Raw genomic sequence first — 18,924 nt, 5'->3', positions numbered from 1 at the left:
TCACCTTTCTAAAATGCTGGGCCGTTTTTGCAAAGCGGTCATCGCAGAAAATGCGTGGGGAAAATGGCGGACAATCTGCGTAAAAAAAGACCGGGATTGTTGAAGGGGATAGAAATGGTCGCCGTCAATCACGACCGGGCCTGTAACGTGGCGCAGCCACTGATGCCAGGCATCGACCTGTTGCCAGGAGGCTTCGCGATCGTGGCTGCCGCACAATAGCAGCGCGGGAGTGCGCAAGGGGGGACAGACATCGGGCGAGTCGTAGTGATAGCTCTCGGTGGCGTAAAAGTCAGCGCGCAGGAGAGGAAGAAACAGCGACATTAACTCCTTGTTTTGCCGCAGTTCAGGAGAACATCCGCCAATGTCTATCAGCTCAGCGATAAAGTCGGCATCATCGCGGTGGCTGAGCTGGCGTTCAGAACGCAGATGCGGGGCATGGCACCCGGAAATAATCAGTCCTTGCGGCACATGCCCCCGCTGTTCCAGAAGTCGACAGGTTTCAAACGCCACCTGAGCGCCCATGCTGTGCCCGGCGAGTAAAAGCGGTGTATCAGGCGATAGCGTCTCTTCCAGTTCGTTGGCCAGCAGCTCCGCCAGTTGCGTAATGCTTCTGACCGGCGCCAGATGGCGAAGGCGATCGCGCCCCGGCCAGATCACCAGGGAAAGCGCGCAGTTCGCCATTTGAGCATCTCGCCAGTGGCGAAACGCGCTACTGCTGCCACCAGCGAAAGGGCACATGACCAGATGCGCAGTATTGGCGCTCCGGGCGGGCCACAGCGGGATACACATTGTAGATTGCATCACAGCGCCTCCTTATCATCGGTGTAGAAACCGACTAAGCGGTCGTGGTGCGGCGGCGTAAGGCGTCTGATCTCCGCGCTGCCAGCCTTACGTAATATCTGCTGCCATAAACGGGATAGCGCTATCTGATGAGCACTGTGGCAGGCCGCTGGCGCATGTTCGCCCGCCAGATGGCCGCACAGCTGTTGCAGCAGCCAACTGACGCCCTCCGGCCCGGCGCTTTCGCAACAGTCACGCCAGTTCAGAGGGGCTACGCTGCGCGTCAGACCGGGTGGGTCGCGCAGGATCTCCGGCCTGCGATAGAGGCTGTGGGCGTTCTCCTGATGGTCTGCGACAAACAGGCTGGATGACCAGATGACGGGGCCGTAGCTCGCCTCCAGCGAAAGGTGGCCTTCCGGCCAGCCCAGCAGCAGGCGGTGCATAATAAGACTATGCATATCCGGATCCTCAGGGTCGAGATAGCGCTGAAGCAGCAGGCAGGCTTCTCCTTCCGGCCAGCGGAGTTTCAGGCAGTGAAAATCATTAAAGCTGCCGACCACGTCGCACTCTACGGTGGCGGCATCCACGCCCAGCGCCAGCAGCAACAAATCCAGGGTCGAGTAGAGCAACTGTCGGCTGGTGGTGGCGTGGACTACCGGCGGCGCCTTCGCCAGGCAGCGCCGTAGCTGCTGCGCATCGCTAAGCCATGTGCGTCCTGCAGGCGTATGCGGATAAAACGTGTTGACCCAATAGCAGCAGCCCTGTTCCTGCGCCAGCGTTTGTAATGAACTGATGTCATCCGGATGGAGGGGATGCTCCTGAATGACGTGCACACCGCGCGTCAGAAAGTGTCTGGCAAGCTGCGTACCGGTGCCACCGGCGACGGTCGAACGCACGACAATACAGGCAATATCCGGCATCTCGGTTATCTGCTCCGACGAGGTATACAGCGGAATACCAAAGGCATGAGCCAGCTCCCTCGATCGCGCGCTTCCCTGGGCCAGCAGGCCAACCAGTTCCAGCCCTTTCCCGGGCCGCATAAAGGCATTAAGGTACATTTCGCCAAATTTGGCGCCCACAATCAGTACGCGTTGTTTTGGGATGGCAGACTGCATCATAACGTGTTCTCCGGTTGCGTTGAGGTGGCGCCAAGCCAGCGCTTAATGTGTCGTGCGCAGGCCTGAACGTGGGGAAGTTCCAGCATGATTTGCCAGTGGCTGGCTTCAATCACATAGTCGTCAGCGTTGTTTATCCAGTCCTGCCATTCGGTTTCTGCCGGCGTCCAGCGCGCGGGTCTCCCGGCGGCATAGACCATGAGACAGGGGATCGGAACGCTTTCGCATGGCGTATGCTCAACCAGCAAACGCAGCAGATGCGCGATGTTGTCGAGCCACGCTTCTGCCGCTTGCTGCGTCAGGTTTGGCGACACCATACCGGCCGTTTTAGCGAGGCTGATAAAGTCGGCCAGCTGGCTGTCGGGTGCCTGTTGGTCGAAATGTTCCGCCAGCGCCAGAGGCGTTTGTCCTGCAGCTAACAGGCGCAGCAGGGCTGTCCGGTTTTGGCAACAGAAATCCTGTCGACACACGGGATCGATTAACGCGATCCGAACCGGCTCGCCCCTGGCGTACAGGCGCTGTGCGGCGCCCGCCGCAAGAAAAGCGCCGTACGACCAACCCGCCAGCACGTACGGGCCGTGAGGCTGCTGGCGGCGGATGCACTCGACATATTCGTCGATCATCTGGTCAAACGTTGCAAAGCGCTGCGGTGATTTTGCCTGCAGGCCGAAAACGCGCATATTCAGCGTACTGGATAGCGGGAGCCAGGCGCTGACATCGCCGTCCGAGGCGTGGAAGACGAACAGGGTTTCGTCGCCATCGCCCTGGCAAATGGGGATCGGGTTGTCCTCTCCCGCCGAACAGGCCTGCAGGTGGGCGCAGAAGTCGCTCAGCGTCGAATGGGTGAACAGATCCTGAAGGTTGGCCCTCGCAATCCCTCTTTGGTTCAACTGCGCCACCATCCTTGTCGCCATCAGACTGTCGCCTCCCGACTCGAAAAAGTCGTGATGTCTTGCCACAGGGCGAGACAGCAGCGATTGCCAGAGTTCAGCCACCTGTTTTTCCAGCGCCGGGTTCCCCCCGGCAGCTGGCATGGGTTCAGCAGGTTCAACCAGCGCATCAGATGGAGCATGCAGCGGCGCAAACAGCGTTTCTCTTTGCCGGATCTGTAAAACGGGCAGACCGCTGCCAAAACGCTGCTGTAAATCGCGGCGCACGGCTTCTTTGTCCGGGCGATTTACACCGGGTGAACGGGCCACCAGCAGATGCTGGCGCAGCGGTGACGACTCCTGCGCGGGCCACGCCAGCTCGTTGGCAAACCCGGCCTGAACAAGAACCTCCTGCCACGCCGAAAGGGTGAGCATCGGCTTCTCATCCCGACGGCGGAAATCGCGGTATCCGCTTAATCCCTCAATAAAGCCCACGCTCGCCAGCTGGAATACACTGTTTCGCTCCGTCGCCTCAACGATCAGCAAGCGTCCGCCGGCGTTCAGCAACAGTTTTAATCGGCGCAACGTCTGGACGACATGGCTGGCGTCGTGGAGCACGTTGACGGCAATGATCAGGTCGTAACCCGCCTCCGGGTGGGCGCTGAAATCCAGCGGCTGGTTGATATCGAACAATGCGTAAGTGACGCGTGATTGATCGTGGAAACGGCCTCTGGCATCGTTGAGGAATTGCGCAGAGACGTCGGTAAAGTGGTACGACTGCCGCGTGTTCCGCGTGGCTTCCAGCACCGGTGCGGCAGTGGCCGCGGTTCCGGCGCCAACCTCCAGAATCCGTTCTGCGCCGCACAAGGCGGCAATCTGCGCGGTGTAGCGATTCAGACAGGCGCTGGCAGGGTTGTCCCGATACAGTGCGTCAGTGACGCGCAGCGACTCGTTGAACAGCAATTCCAGCGGAGAACAGCGTCCGGAGAAGAGATCGTCGTGCCGGGCGATGCAGGTGTCCAGATACTGCGCCAGCGCCTGGCTCCATTGGCTTTGCGGGCATGCCTGCTGAGGTTCAGGAATCTCGCTGAGCGGAATACGGCAGCGCCAGCTTTCACCTTCGCGGATTAACCATTCTCTTTCCGTCAGACACTGTAGCCACTGGCGCAGCAGGCGCTGGTGAGACGCTTGCGCGGACAGCGCCTCTGCTATCCCGGTAAAGCGATGGGCGATCTCCGGCGTGGTGAACAGGCCGTGGCGATTTAGCGTGGCCGCAATACCCTGCAGCGCACGCGCTTCCAGCCAGCGCCAGGTCGCCTCCAGCTCATCAAGTTGCGCCTGCTCAGGCAACGGCAGCGCCAGCCGGGCAAGATCGTGCCCGTCAGAAGCGGCGGTTAAGCGCGGCGGATCGTCGGCCATCACAATATCCAGCGTTAACGCGCCTGCATCGCTTATTTCCGCCCTGGCCTGTTGGATGTGCGGATGTTCGAGCGTCGCCTGCTCAATATCCCGCAGATCGTAGTCGGCCTGCGCGCTCAGCGGCCAGCGTCGGCGGGGAATATGCCCGGCGATGCCACTGGTGCTAGTCTTCAGGCTTTCAGGACTGGTCATGACGGCCTGCAGAATGGCGCAGTAGTCATTGAACATCGCTTCAGCAGCGCCTGGCTCCAGTACGTTGTCCATGCAGTACCAGCTAAACATCAACTCGTCGTCGCTCTCCATGACCTGATGATCCAGCCAGACCTGCGGCGTTTGGGTGAACACATAGCAGGGTTCGCCAAACAGATGGCTCATTGCCCGATCGATAGTCATCCCTTCCAGCGTCATCCCCAGCATGCTGGTAAAGACTATCGGCATGAGCGGTTGACGTTGTGACCCGCGCAGGCGACCCAGCTCACGGATCACCTCAACACCGTTCATTTCACTGTGTGCCATGTTTTGCCAGAGGCGCCGTTGGGTCTGTTGCATTTGCTCCTGCAGCGTCACCGGTGTTGAGAAGTTAAAATCGACCAGCGTGACGGAGGTAAAATCACCAATCAACTGGTTGATTTGCGGATGGATCGGCTGGCGATTGAAGAAGGTCAGGTTTAGCGTAAAGGCCGGGGTGCGACTCCAGCGTTCAAGGGCGGTGGCAAACAGCGTGAGCAGCGCGGCAGACGGCGTGACGCCTTGCTGCTGCCAGCGCTGTTTTACTGCCTGCCATTCTTTCTTGCCGATCGTCGATTTGAAGGTGGTGAAGCGTGGCGTTTCCGGGGCTGTTTCAACCACCGGGAGCTCGGGCGCTAAGGGCAATTGCGGCAGTTTTTCCTGCCAGTAGTCCCAGGCATCGTGCCATGCCGGGGTCTGTCGACGCGCCTGTTCAGCCATCACATAATCACGGAAGGTAATATCGAGCGGCGCCAGCGTTTCGCCGCGCCAGGCCTGCGCCAGGTCGTCCATCATGACTTTAAAACTCTGCACATCGAACTGCAAAAGGTCGAGGTTCATGTGCAGGCGGTAGTGGCAATCGTCGATTTCGCTGACCGCCAGCTCAAAGAGAGGCCACTGGTCGGCAGGCAAAACGCGATAGCTAAGTTCATGCCGCCGTTTTTCCAGCGCTATGCGCTGTTCTGTCGGAGAAAGCATGCGCAGATCATCACGGGCGATGCGATATTCCGGCGTTGTCGCCAGGATTCGCTGCTGCCCGTCGGCATCCACTACCATGCGCAACATATCGTGACGGGCAATGAGCTGGTTCCAGGCTTTCTCCAGCACGGTGAGATCGAACTCATCGTGGCGTTTATCCCACTCAAACAGGACGTGGCAGGCAACGCCACCATAGCCAATGAGATGTGTGCGCCCCAGCCAGTAGGCGTGCTGAATGGGTGTCAGCGGGAAGGGCATATAACGCTCACTGGCGTCGTGCCGCAATACTTCCGGCTGCGAAGCGCCAGGCGTCGCCTCGGGCTTACCGCAGATAAGCTGCGCGAGGCCATGAGGCGACAGATCCTGCCATGCCCGTTCCGCATTGATGCGTACGCCCAGGTAGTGCTGAATATCACTACTGAGTTCAAGGAAGAGCAGCGAGTCCATGCCAAGTTGCAACAGATCCTGGTTAGGGAGCAATGACGCCGGATCGTTTAGTCGTAGCTGAACCGCAATCCGCTTTTTCAGCCATGCCATCACCGCCGTTTCATCGCTCAGGCTGCCGTTAAAGGCGTTGTCATCAGCAGGAGGGATGACGGGCGTTGCGGTTTTTCCCGCAGCACCGACGTTAAACAGAGCCTGTTGTAACGGGGGCATTTTGTCGATGAAAACGCGCATCGCCAGCCGCCACGGAGTACCGCGCATCACCGCCTGTTCCAGGTGCCAGCAGCCTTCAGCATCGCTTAACGCACCCATGCCACGGCTGGCGAGCGCCGCCAACATTTCCGGCGTGGCCGCCCGACCGCTTTCCCCCCATGCGCCCCAGGCGACAGAGAGCGTTTTCGGCGCATCAAGGGTGGAAAACTGTTGGGCCAGCCCGTCGAGATAACCGCAGGCCAGCGCATGGGCGCTTTGACCCGAGGCGCCGAGGGTGGCGGCAGCGGAGGAGTAGAGAATAAGATAACGTCCGCCGTGGTTGCGCAGGGTTTGCAATAGCTGGGTTGCCGCCTGCGCTTTTACCGCGAAAACGGCGGCCAGCGGGGGGTGATCAAGCTCCTGCAAGGGGGCATCAGCCAATACGCCAGCGGCATGAATCGCCCCGGCAATGCCGCCGTTGGCCGCCAGTTCATCAAGAACCGTGGCCAGTTTTCCGGCATCGCCCACATCACAACGGCAGACGCGGGTCTGCTCACCCTCGATGTCGCGTAGCCATGATTCATCCACGCGCGGCGCCAGCAGGGCGATGCGTCGCGCCCCTTTTTCTCTGAGCCAGTTCACGGCAAGACGGCCTAATCCGCCAAACGCTCCCGTTACCAGATGCCAGCGGTTATCGCCAGCAAACACGTTTGCCGGTAATTCGGCGGCGCATCCCGTATTGGGCGCCAGTGAAGGGAGCCAGAGGGTGTTACCCCGCGCGGCGAGCCAGCGCTGAGAGAGGGAGACGGCGCTCAACCCTCGATGCAGCGTTTCTCCCGGGGTGTTTTCGGCGAGATCGATGGCGGCAATCAACCGTTCTGGCTGTTCGTTGGCCGCGACACGAAGCAAGGCCCATAGAGCATGATGGGAGGCAGAAAGCGCCTCATTTTCCTCGATTCGCCACGCGCGGTGAGTGACCACAATCAAACCGGCTGTGCTGGCGGTAAGTGCCTCCATCACTTTCTCCGCTAAGGCCAGAGTATCCTCGCTCTCCTCAATAACCATCAGGAGCAAAGAGGCCTGCGGATCGTGGATGATGCCGTATTGCGCCAGCTTGTCGCCGCGCGCAAGCGTATTGGCGCTGAAGCTGAAGGTAAGAGGATGGTCAACGCTGGCGACGTTGTAGGGCGTCCAGCGCCATTGATAATGCGTTTGCGGGGCAGGAAGAGGCGCGGCGGGCGAAAGCGGCAGCCACTCGCCATCAGGACGACGGGCTTCAACGCGCATCTGACCGCGGGAAAACGCGTTGTTTTGCCAGCTTAAACGAACGTCCCCCAGCCATTCCGGGGCGGTGACGAGGGGCGGCTCCCCGGGAAAATCATCGCCATGACGCTGTGAGAGCTGGCACCAGGCCTCCTGCCAGCGGGCGTTAAACCGCTCAGGCTGACCAGCACAATCAGACCAGTCGGCGAGGTAGTCAGCGCTATCCGTCAACGCCTGTCCCAACACCGGGTCTGATGGCGCGCTGCCTGAGGTTGCACAAACCGCCTGACCGGGCAGCGTGGCAAGAATGATATGTTCGCTCATCCCGGCGGTTGGGCTGCCATCCTGCGGTAGCCACTCCACTTTGCTGAATCCGGCCCGGCGACACTGTTGTTGCCACTGATCGGTGGTGAGGAATAACTCACCTTCGCGGGCGCCGATATCCTGTAGCGGGAGGACCAGCGGACCGAAAACGAAATCAAACAGACGCATTGGCTGGGTGATTTCGCGCATCAGCAGGCGTCCGCCCGGTTTGAGCAGGGGGCGCAGATTGTCGAGCGTGTGGCCAATATGGCGCGTGGCATGAATCACGTTCGCCGCCACGATAAGATCGTAAGACTGCGCCTGGAAACCCTGAGATTGGGCCTCTTTTTCGAGATCCAGCTCGTTGTAATGCACAAACTCATAGTCGGCGAATTTCTGCTGCGCGCGGCGGGTGAACAGCGCGGAGATATCGGTGAAATGGTACTCCAGCGCTGGAACGCCTCTGAGTTCCGGCAGTAGCCACGCGGTGGTCCCGCCGGTTCCGCCGCCGACTTCAAGAATGCGCAATGGCTGGCGGGGCTGACGCGTCTGGAGGATACCGCGTAATACCCCAGCGGCGATTTGGTTGAAATAGCGGCCAAAGCTGAACTCCTGGTACAACACCTCCACACCGTCGGAGGCGCTTTGCGGGAAGATAATCGCCACCGGTTCTTCCGCGCCGCTCATCATTTCATATAACCGATCGCCGGCACGGGCGATAGTATCGGGAATGGCCTGAAAACCCTCACAATAACTGGCAAGTTCCGTCAGCAGTGATTCCCGCTGTTGATGATCTATGGGACGGGCGCGGGTGTAACGTCCGTCGGCGCAGCGGTAATCGCCGTCGACCACGCAGTTGTTGAGCAGGCGCTGGAGCAACTGCTGGTAGCGGGGCAGCAGACGGCCACGGCGCATGATGGTTATGGCGTCCACGCCGTGCTCAATGGCATCGCCGGTACAGCGTTGAACCAGCCGATCGACATAGATGGCGTGCAGTCGCGTGGCGCACTGTTTAAGCGCTTCCAGACGGGGGAGATCGAGCGCTGTTGCGGCGCGACTCGCCACCGCCAGCCCGGCGGACAGCGCTGCGTCGGCAGGCTCGTTGGCGCGGGAGGCGCGATCTTTCCAGTAACGCTCGGTATCAAACGGATAGCAGGGGGCAGCGATACGTTGTCCATCGCCCGCCAGCAGGTCGGCCCACGGTAAGGCGACGCCGGCCGCGTAAAGCTGGAGCAGGGCCTGATTGAGGACATCGCTCGCCTCTTTGCTACGTCGGGCGCTGGCTATCCAGTATGCGTTATCGCGATATTCGCGCTGCCCGCAAGCAACCAGCTGAGCATCAGGCCCTGTCTCAAGAAAAATGCGGGCGCCGAGTTCATGCGCCACCTGAATACTCTGGATAAAACGTACCGGCTGGCGCATGTGTCGGCGCCAGTAGTCCGCCTGATTGAGCGTTGACTCATCGATGACGTCGGCGAGGAGCGTGGAGATAAGCGGTATTTGTCCCGGCTCAGCGTGCAGCCCCGCGCAGGCTTCCTGAAAGCGGTCGAGTATGGGTTCCAGTAAAGCGGAGTGCGCGGCGCCGGTTACGCTCAGACGACGATAGTTGATGTCATGCTGAGAAAGTGCGGCGCAAAATTCCGCGAGACGGGCCTCCGGCCCGGAAAATACCGTATGTTGCGTGCCATTGTTGGCGGCGAGATCCAGCTCAAAGCGGCGGGCCAGCGGCATTAGCGTGTCTTCGTTTGCAAATACCGCCACCATGGCGCCGCTCGCGCACTGCTGCATGAGCGCGCCGCGCCGACAAACCAGTGGCATGACCTGTTCAATCGTATAGTGTCCGCAGACGACGGCAGCGGCAAATTCACCGACGGAATGACCCATAGCGAAGTCTGGTTTTAGCCCTTCAGCGCGCCAGTGCGCCGCCATTGCGATTTCAAACGCGACAATCGCCGGCTGGGCCCAGGCCATATTGTCCAGCTGCGTCGAGTCGGGGTTAAACATCGCTTCCCGCAGTGATGGCGTGAGCATTTCGCTACAGGCGGAAAAACAGCGATCCAGCGTGTCGGCAAACGCCGTCGAATGTCGGTACATTGCCTGGCCCATCGTGCGCCAGTGCGAACCCTGCCCGGTAAACAGCCATGTCTGCTTGCCGCTGGCGCCGTGGCCGCTGTAAACAGGCGGCCCCGATTTATCAGTAGCCCAGGCACTGAGCGCAGCGGCGGTTTCACGGTTTAATGGCACCGCCAGGCGGAAGGGAAGATCGAGACGGCGCGCGTGCATGGCCGTAAAGGCCAGATTGTTGGCATCTGCATTCTGCGCCAGCGCCCCGGCATAATTGGTCGCCAGTTGCCGCAGCGCGCTGTCGCTGGCGGCGCTGAGTAGTAGCGCGGTGCTCTCTCTGTCGCCATCGGCATTGGGGAGGCGCGTTTTGAGCGCGTCGGGCAGCGAGGCGACGATCATATGGCAGTTGGTGCCACCAATACCAAAGGAGGAGACGCCCGCATAGCGTATTTCGTCCTGCCACGCCTGTGCCGACACCGGTATGGTAAAGGGGCTCTCTTCAAGCTTAAGCGCCGGGTTGGGCGAGTGAAAATGCAGCATTGGCGGAATTTGGCCGCGGCTTACCGCCAGAACGGTTTTCAGCAATCCGGCAATACCCGCTGCGGTATCCAGGTGGCCCATGTTACTTTTCACGGAACCCAGCGCACAGCGTTGCTCCTGCGGACGTGGCGCGTAGACGTTGCGTAGCGCTTCAATTTCAATCGCGTCGCCCAGCGGTGTGCCGGTGCCGTGCGTTTCAATGTAACCGATCTGCCTGTCGTCGATGGCCGCCAGCATTAACGCCTCTTCGATGACCGCCTGCTGTCCTGCGACGGAAGGGGCGGTATAACCGACCTTTCTGTTGCCGTCGTTGTTGACCGCGCTGGAGAGGATCACCGAGATAATCGGATCGCCTGACAGCAGCGCATCTCTCAGGCGACGCAAAACCACGCAACCCAGACCGTTACCGGCCCAGGTACCTTCCGCTGAGGCGTCAAAAGGACGACAGTGACCATCGGGAGAAAAAATCATCCCGGGCTGGTAGCGGTAGCCCGCCTGCTGGGGGAAAGAGAGCGCCACGCCGCCGGCAACCGCCATATCGGATTCACCTGCGCGCAGACTTTCGCAAGCCAGATGCACGGCAACCAGCGAACTGGAGCAGGCGGTCTGTACTGAGAGTGCCGGACCGTGCAAATTGAGTTTGTAGGCGGCGCGGGTGGCAATATAGTCCTTGTCATTGCCCATCAGAGATTGCAGGCCCTTTACCTGCGCGACTTCAGTCACGTTCAGCGCCTCACGACCGGGATAGGTACTCATCCGGGAAGAGGCGAAAACGCCGGTCTTATGCGGGACGGCGCCGGGGGCATAACCGGCATGCTCCAGCGCATGCCAGACCGCCTGTAAAAACAGGCGCTGCTGCGGGTCCATCGATTCCGCTTCCTGTCGTGAATAGCCAAACAGAGTGGCGTCGAAGCAATCGGCATTTTCTAAAACCGTACCGATATTGACGTAATGAGGATCGTCAACGGTGGCGGCTTCCAGACCGACGGCCAGAAGCTCTTCGCGCGCAAAGCGTCGGCTGCATTCACGACCTTCCAGCAGGTTTTTCCAGAACGTTTCGCCATCCGGCGATTCAGGAAAATGGCAGGCATAGCCGATAACCGCGACAGGTTCGCAGTCCGGGAAGTGTTGAGCGATCGATGCATCAATGGAATCTGCTGTCGGCGCAGAAGAGAAGCGCAAGTTATCCATAATCGGTCCCGTTTCCTAAGATTCACAAAGTCAATGGAACGCCATGCATGCACGATAGCGTTCCGGGGAAAATCAGTTTGCTTCGCGCTATATCCGTCGCTGACGACGGCGAACAGGGCGAGGGCGTTGGGTTTTCTCCACCGAGGCGATGCCGGTCAGATAATCAGCCAGGGCGGCAGGAGAAGGGTGGGTGAAGAGATCCAGCAACGTCAGGGTGGAAAATTCGTGACGCTGTAATAAAACGTGCAGTTGCACCAGATTCAGCGACGTTGCGCCCGCCTCAAAGAAGTTTTCAGCTGGGGTGACTGGCACGCCAGCCACTTCGCGGAAGGCGTCGCAAATCAGGCTGACCGTGCGTTCGTCCGCCGCACCGTGTGGCTGAGCGTGCTCAGGGCATACGCGCTGTGGGCGCTCTGCGCGTTGCCCCGCGTGCTCAGCAGGGGGCACCAGCGCGGCGAGCGGCCGTTGCCAGGCGCTTTCATCCTCGGCCATTCGGTTGAGCAATGCGCAATACTGTTCAAACTGGCGTTCCACCTGGCCCGAAGGAAACAGGGCAGCGACAAAATCCCAGTTGAAGCGCAGTTCGCCTTCGGACTCATAAACCTGGTGATCGAGCCAGACCTGCGGCGTCTGGGAAATGCCCCAGACCGGCTTGAGCAGATTGCGCCGGGCAAGGAAGTTATCCTGTTCAAAGCCCAGCGCGCTGGTAAAGACGACGGGCATCGAAACGGCGGGCACGTTTTGCCGCTGCGCCAGTTGACGCATCACGCGGATTGCCGACACATCGCGGTGGCTGAGGTTTTGGCTCAGTCGCTGCTGCAGTAACTGCGCGCTGTGCAACCAGCTCTCGCCGGGATGCCAGCTCAGCAGCATCAGCGAGGTGAAATCGCCGAGGATCTGGTTGATTTGCGGGTGCAGTGGTCGTCTGTCGAAAAGTGTAAGGTTAAGCGTGAAGTCAGGCTGCGCACTCCATGCAGAGAGAACCGTTGACCATACGGACAACAGCACGGCCGATGGGGTGAGGTGTGCGTCAGCCGCCCGTTTTTTCAGACGACGCCAGCGCGCACTATCCATTGCACCGTTCAGGCGAGCGAAGCGCGGCGCCTCAACCTCCTGAGGCAAGCAGCGCAGCGGCAACGCAGGCGCTGGCGGAATATCATCAAGTCGCGCCTGCCACCAGGCCAGAGAGTCTGCATTGGGCGACTGGAGCGAGGATTGCTGTAGATAGTCCCTGAAGGTGACGGGAAGCGGCGGAGGGAGCTGTTGCGGATAGCGATAGCCGTGTTCCAGCTCCGCCAACAGGATCTGCATGCTCAGCCCGTCCAGCAGCAGGTTATCCAGACATAGCCACAGGCGGGCGGGCATCCCGTCCACAAATCCGGCCTGGAGATCGAATACCGGCCAGACTTCGGGATTGAGTACCTGATGCGCCAGTTTTTCCCGTACCCGCAACGCCTCTTCAGGCGTATGGAAGGTGTGCGTGGGTATCACCCAAGGGGGCGTCTGTGCGAGAACCTGCTGTTGACCATCACGCACAACGGCGCGCAGCATATCGTGGCGGGCGATTAATCGGTTCCAGACCGTCTCCAGCCGGGTGATGTCCAGTTCGGCAATTTCAAATTCAACAAAGAAGTGAGAGCCGACGCCGCCCAGGGCAAAGCCCGGCTGACGCCCCACCAGGTAAGCCTGCTGCACGTCGGTAAGCGCAAAGGGCTGGTAGCGTTCTTCAGGGGAGTGGACAAATTGTTGTTCGACAGGAACGTCGATTTTACGCAGCGTGGCGGCAAAATCTGCCAGCCGGGGCTGATTAAACAGGTCGCTTAATTGCGCTTCGTAACCTGCCTGACGGAGTTGCCCGGTCAGACGGGTAGCCAGCAAACTATCGCCGCCTTGTTGGAAAAAGTCGGTCTCTCTGGTGACGGGGCCCGTCGATAAGAGTTGTTGCCAGAGGGTGGCAACCTGTTTTTCAATGTCGCCCCGAGGTAAATCCGCCTCGGCCCGGTTTTCCGCTTCCGGGGTATGACGCTGCTTCAGCGCCTGATAGTCAATTTTCCCGTTAGCCGTCAGCGGTAGGGCATCGAGGAAGACAATTCGTTGCGGCACCATCCACCCCGGCAAGCGTTCGGCGAGGGCGGCCTGAAGTTTACGAGGATCGCGACGCACCTGGCTATCAGGACATTGTACGAGGAAGCGTTGTAACCCCGCGACCTCATCGCCATGCTGGCAGTTGAAGGCGGCGGCGGTAAATAATGCCGCCCAGTCTGCGCTGTTATGGAGCAAAGCCTCCGGCTGCCCATCGGTTAACAGGAGCGTGCTGAGCAGGGCAGACGGCGTTAACTGACGAAACTCCATCACGTAGAGCAGTGCGCCGGGGGCGGCAAGCTGTTGTAATGTTGCCAGGAGAGCGGGGTCTTCTGGCAACAGACGATGCAGAGCGTTGTTAAGCCAGATAATGTCCGCCGAGTGGGCGTGCGCCGCCAGCGTGTCTGCATGCCAGGGGAACAGCCGGGCGTCGGACCAGGGAGAAAGCCTCTGCCGGGCGTTCAGCAGCATCTCCTGGCTATGCTCAAGCCCGACATACTCAATCTGTTCAGCATTGAGCTGTGTTAACAGCGATTCTGCGGCGCGGCCAGTGCGGGTTCCCACCTCAAGCAGGCGTACCGGGCGCTGTAAACGTGGCGCAAGCCGTTGGCAAATTGTCGCCAGTTCCTGAATATACCAGGCGCTGGCCGGATGGTCGAAGGCCAGATTTTCCGGCGACCACCGGGCATCGTTCAGTAATGACAGTTCGTCGCGGGCGCCGCGAAGAATTTGCGCTAAGGTGACATCATGCCCGCTGAAATGCGGGTGTTCATCCTCGCGTTCTTCATGAGCGCAGACTTGATACTCTTCAGCTACGGGCTTCAGGCGCTGTTGCGTAACGAGAAATGCTAACCAGCGCTCCACCACGGCCTGCCAGCGTGGCTGGATAGCGAGTGCGTTCATCAGGGAGAGCGGATCGGCGCCAGGGGTTTGACCCGGCTTCAGTTTTAACAGCCGATGCTGAAGGAAATCGGCGACCTGTTCGGCGGATATCTCTGGCGAGAGCGTGCAGTAGGGCAATGCGCCCGCAAGCGCGTGCCATGCCTGCGGTAGTGCCGGGTCTCGATGATGGGGAACGCAAAAATCCTCGCCTTGAGGAACAACATATGCCACCAGCGTCTTTTCTTTTTCGCCAACCGCCACCACGGTTGATTGTTTCACGCCCGTCAGCTGGCTGAGCGCGTTTTCTATTTCGCCCAGCTCGATGCGATATCCTCCGACTTTGACCTGCTTGTCACGACGACCGAGGAACTCTACTGTGCCGTCTGGCCAGTAGCAGCCGAGATCGCCGGTGCGATACCAGCGCTCGCCGGAGAGCGTCAAAAATTGCTGCTCGCTGCGCAGGGGATCGTTGAAATAGCCTTCCGCGACCCCGATGCCGCCAATCCATAATTCGCCTGACACCCAGTCAGGGCAGTCCCGGTTCTGTTCATCCACCACCCGGTAGCGTTGGTTGGTTAGAGGAAAACCGTAAGGGATGGCACGCCAGTGGTCAGGGACCTGCTTAACCTCGCAGACGTTAGACCAGATCGACGCCTCGGTGGCGCCGCCCATGGCGATAAATTGTCCTTGCGGCCGGAAGGCCCGATAACGGGCGGGGAGCGCAAGACCGATCCAGTCGCCGGAAAGCATCACCGCGCGCAGATTTTCCGGCGTGGCGTCGGCGAAACCTTCACACCAGGTCAGCAGCATATCGAACAGCGCCGGGACGCTGTTCCAGAGCGTGACATGATGGCGTTGGATCAGCTCACACCATGCGTGAGGATCGCGCCGTTGGTTTTCCATCACCATAACCAGCGCGCCGCCGGCGCTCAGCACGCCAAAAATGTCGTAAACCGATAAGTCAAAATGCAGGGCGGACAGCGCCAGCATCCTGTCTCCGGGGCCAACCTGATAGCGGCTATTGATGTCGTAACAGGTGTTGAGCGCTCCCCGGTGCGAAATGACTACGCCTTTCGGCGTGCCGGTAGAACCGGAGGTGTAGATAATGTAGGCCGGTTGCGTGGAGGCGCGTGCCACCGGGTTGGCGATCGGCTTCGCCTCAATGGCCTGCTGCCAGGCAAGGACGGGTATCGCGTCTGACCAGACGCCGGCGTCGTGCTGGCAAATGAGCACCAGCCGGACGCTGGCGTCAGCGTAGATTTTCTCGCGCCGGGCGGCGGGCTGGTCCAGCGAAACCGGAACATAAACCGCGCCGGCCAGCAGGACGGCCAGAACGGCAACAAGTTGTCCCGCGCCTTTCGACATCGTGATAGCCACATTGTCGCCGGGCTGAACCCCGCACTCAATTAACCTGCCCGCGCAACGGTGGGCGTAGTCTGTCAGCTCACGATAACTCCACTGATAACGCATGTCCGTCACCGCCAGCGCCTGCGGCTGTTGCAGAGCGATACGGAAAATGCCTTCATGCAGCAAGCCTTTGGGAATGGGGCCGTCGGTGGCGTTGGCCCGTTCGCGTATCGCGCGCTGGCTGGCGGGCATCATATCGGCGAACGGCTTTTGCCAGGCGGTTTCGTCATCGCAGAGTTGGTTAATCAGCTGGCAGTAGGCGTCGAACAACGTCTCGACTAAGGCCGGAGGGAACAGCGCGTCGTTGCTGTCCCATTGCAGCCAGACCTCGCCTTGATGCTCGAACGCCAGATGATCTATCCAGACCTGCGGCGTTTGCGAGATGCCCCATTCAGGCTCGCCCAACGGTGACTCTGCGCGACTGCTGTAGAGGGAACGCCCCAGATTGCTGGTAAATACCACCGGGGCGCCGTGGGGGTAGCGCTGCTGGCGTTTGAGTTCACGGAGCAGTTCGACGCCGGACCAGTGGCGATGCTCCCAGTCTTCAGTAAACGTCAGCTGGTTTTTCCGCGCCAGGTTGCTGACGGTATCGCCGTCGCAGGCGGTATCCAGCAAAAGAATATTGGTGAAGTCGGCAAGCATTGCGTCAACCGCCGGGTGCAGCGGCTGGCGGTCGAATAAAGTGATGTTAAGCAGCAGACGCGTCAGGCCGCCCCAGCGAGCCAGAACGGCGGAAAAACAGGTCGCCAGTGCCATTGTCGGCGTGACGCCATATTCGCCAGCCCGTTGGCTAAAGACGCGCCAACGTGTTGCCGGGACAATCATGCGGCGCCGGGTATTACGGACTTCACGTAGCGTGGCGGGTTCGCAGGCCAGCGGCAAGACAGGCGCGGGAGGAAGCGTCGGTGCTTTCGCCAGCCAGTAGGCGCGCGCTTCGTCTCTCAGCGGTTGATTAATCTTCTGCTGGTGCAGTAAATACGAGCGGAAATCATAGCCGGTGTCGATAGCCGATAGCGATTCTCCGGCCAGCAGTGCGTTGAGTTCATCGAAGAAAAGCGTAAAGCTGGAGGCATCCATAATCAACAGGTCAATATTGACATGGAGGCGGTGGCGATTGTCCGGTAAGAGCGTTAGCTGAAAATCAAACGTTTCGCCGATCTCCACGCGTAAAAGACGGTGGCTCAGGCGCTGGCGCAGCGCTTGCAGATAGGCCTCGCGGCTTTCAGCATCATTATGGCGTAAATCATGAAGGGTGACGCCGTTCCAGTAAGGTTGCGGCAACCAGACCTGCTGCCCGTCGGGGCGAAAGGCGATATGCAGCATCGGGTGGCGTTGCAGCAAGGTCGTGATGGCCTGCTCCAGCTGCGACGCCGTCAGACAATGGCCTGCAAACTCCTGATACAGGTGGCACCCCACGCCGCCAAGCGTCTGTCCCGGCATACGGCCCGTCAGGTAGGCGTGCTGTACCGGCGTCAGAGGGAAGGGGGTACTTTCAGCCATTTTCGGCCAGGCGGTTTCGTCCGGCGGTGTTTCGTCGTCCGGTTTTTCAACACTACGGCTGCGCATCAACTGGCGCCATGCGGCCAGCGTGGGGGCGGCATACAGTTCGCGAAGGGTAAGGCGATAGCCTTTTTTACGGAACCAGTGTAACCATCTCATCAACCTGATTGAATCCAGGCCTGCCTGGATCAGATTGCTCTCTTCATGTAACTGCTGCGGCGTTAAATTCAGCTCCTGCATGAGCCGCTCGCGTAATTGTTGGTAATCAGCCGTGTGGCGGTTGCCCGGTAACAGCGAATCCTGAGAGGGTGCGCCAGAAATCATTCTTCCTCCTGATGGCACGTCTTACCAAAAAGCATTGTCTACATGAGAATAATAATTATTAACAATTGAGTGCTACCCGAAACGGGTTTATTTATGCCCGTTTCGGGTTGGCGGCAGGCAGAAAGCGCAGAGGCCCGGATGGGATATCCGGGCCTCTGTCAGGGAGGAATTGATGAGGAGACAACCCCGATTACATCACGCGTTTAAAGGTCGAAGGGGTAACACCAAACTGTTTCTGGAAGGCGGCAGAGAAATGGCTGGCGTTGGCATAGCCCAGATCGGCTGCCACCGTCATGACCGAGGTATTGCCATTGGCCAGGCGTCTTCTGGCTTCCTGCATGCGTTCTGCCTGAAACAGACCATAGACGCTGTTGTTGAACAGAACGCGGAACCCCCGCTTAATTTTGAGCACGCTCAGACCGGACTCTCTGGCCAGCTCTGCGACGCCCGGTGCTTGCGTCAGGTCTGCCAGCAGCAGATCCTTCGCCCGCAGCAGTTTCTGGCGTTCCATTGGGTTGAAGTGGCAGGAGAGGCAACCGGTGTCTTCGCGATGTTCATCCAGCACCAGACTGAGCATCACCAGACTTTGTCCCTGTAGCCAAAGCGTCGATGGCTTTTGCTCATGACTGAAGCCGCTGTGCATCCGCATCAGCGCGTGACGCAAGGCTTGAGCCGTTAAGTGGGTTTCAGCATTACAACGCTGCTGCTGACAGCAGCAGTGGGAGTCGATCTTCTTCTTAATGACCGCGCTAATATCCGGCACCCACAGCGCGAGGGTTTCAGGGCTGAAGGAGAGCGTAATGCTCTCGAAGCGGCCACAATAGGAGGCGCTGCCGCGGCAGCCGGGCGTATGGGTAATGTAATGGCGATTACGCGCAAGCTCCCAGTCGGTATGGCGTCTGAGTCCCTGGATAGCAAAGTGAGATGTGCCTTCCAGAATGCACGAGAAGTTAATCCTGCCCAGATCGTCATGTAGCTGCAACGTCTCAGGCCGCGCAAAATTCCCCCTCCAGAGCAAAATATCCATCCCTTCCTGCAACGAACAGCGTAGCAGTTCACACTGGGCAGGAATATTGCCATCCTTTACGGGTTTCCCGGCTACCAACTGATGAATAGAGATTTCAGATTGCGTTTGTGGTGACTCCGTCATGACCTGGTTATCTCCCTGTGGCTTAGTCCAATGCGGGTATATACCCGTCATACTTCAAGCTGCATGTGCGTTGATTGGGTTACTCGGCTCATTCATGAGCTTTACCCTGGCGGGCCGCCGCGACACGGCATTCAACTCTGTTCCAGACAGATTTGTCCCGCCCCCCGTCAATGATTGCTATAAATTTCTGGGA

Annotated in this window: 5 protein-coding genes; all 5 read right to left on the bottom strand. The window is 59.6% G+C overall.

What is annotated here, in order from left to right:
* The 5 genes from ybtT to ybtA all read right to left on the bottom strand — a co-directional run bounded on the left by ybtT (position 1) and on the right by ybtA (position 18,731).
* Positions 1–804, bottom strand: coding sequence for a yersiniabactin biosynthesis thioesterase YbtT (gene ybtT, locus ROR01S_RS01505; protein ID WP_064359027.1), 804 nt, complete (start codon positions 802–804; stop codon positions 1–3).
* Positions 801–1,898, bottom strand: coding sequence for a yersiniabactin biosynthesis oxidoreductase YbtU (gene ybtU, locus ROR01S_RS01500; RefSeq protein WP_064359026.1), 1,098 nt, complete (start codon positions 1,896–1,898; stop codon positions 801–803). The genes ybtT and ybtU overlap by 4 nt, the downstream gene beginning before the upstream one ends.
* Complete coding sequence (gene irp1 / locus ROR01S_RS01495) at positions 1,895–11,386, bottom strand: yersiniabactin polyketide synthase HMWP1 (protein WP_064359025.1); 9,492 nt, start codon at positions 11,384–11,386, stop codon at positions 1,895–1,897. The genes ybtU and irp1 overlap by 4 nt, the downstream gene beginning before the upstream one ends.
* A gap of 87 nt (positions 11,387–11,473) precedes the next feature.
* Positions 11,474–17,581: a yersiniabactin non-ribosomal peptide synthetase HMWP2 gene (irp2, locus tag ROR01S_RS01490; RefSeq protein ID WP_064359024.1), complete on the bottom strand. Its 6,108-nt coding sequence runs from the start codon at positions 17,579–17,581 to the stop codon at positions 11,474–11,476.
* A gap of 190 nt (positions 17,582–17,771) precedes the next feature.
* Positions 17,772–18,731, bottom strand: coding sequence for a yersiniabactin transcriptional regulator YbtA (ybtA, locus tag ROR01S_RS01485; protein ID WP_004864402.1), 960 nt, complete (start codon positions 18,729–18,731; stop codon positions 17,772–17,774).
* Positions 18,732–18,924 lie beyond the last annotated feature (193 nt).

Source organism: Klebsiella ornithinolytica NBRC 105727 = ATCC 31898 (genome assembly GCF_001598295.1).
Lineage (GTDB): Bacteria > Pseudomonadota > Gammaproteobacteria > Enterobacterales > Enterobacteriaceae > Klebsiella > Klebsiella ornithinolytica.
Note: the sequence above shows the minus strand (reverse complement) of the source record. Positions and strands in the feature narration are given on the sequence as shown.

Coding starts and splice junctions, on each gene's coding strand:
- irp1 (WP_064359025.1), bottom strand. CDS start 11,386: ATGGATAACTTGCGCTTCTCTTCTGCGCCGACAGCAGATTCCATTGAT.
- ybtU (WP_064359026.1), bottom strand. CDS start 1,898: ATGATGCAGTCTGCCATCCCAAAACAACGCGTACTGATTGTGGGCGCC.
- irp2 (WP_064359024.1), bottom strand. CDS start 17,581: ATGATTTCTGGCGCACCCTCTCAGGATTCGCTGTTACCGGGCAACCGC.
- ybtA (WP_004864402.1), bottom strand. CDS start 18,731: ATGACGGAGTCACCACAAACGCAATCTGAAATCTCTATTCATCAGTTG.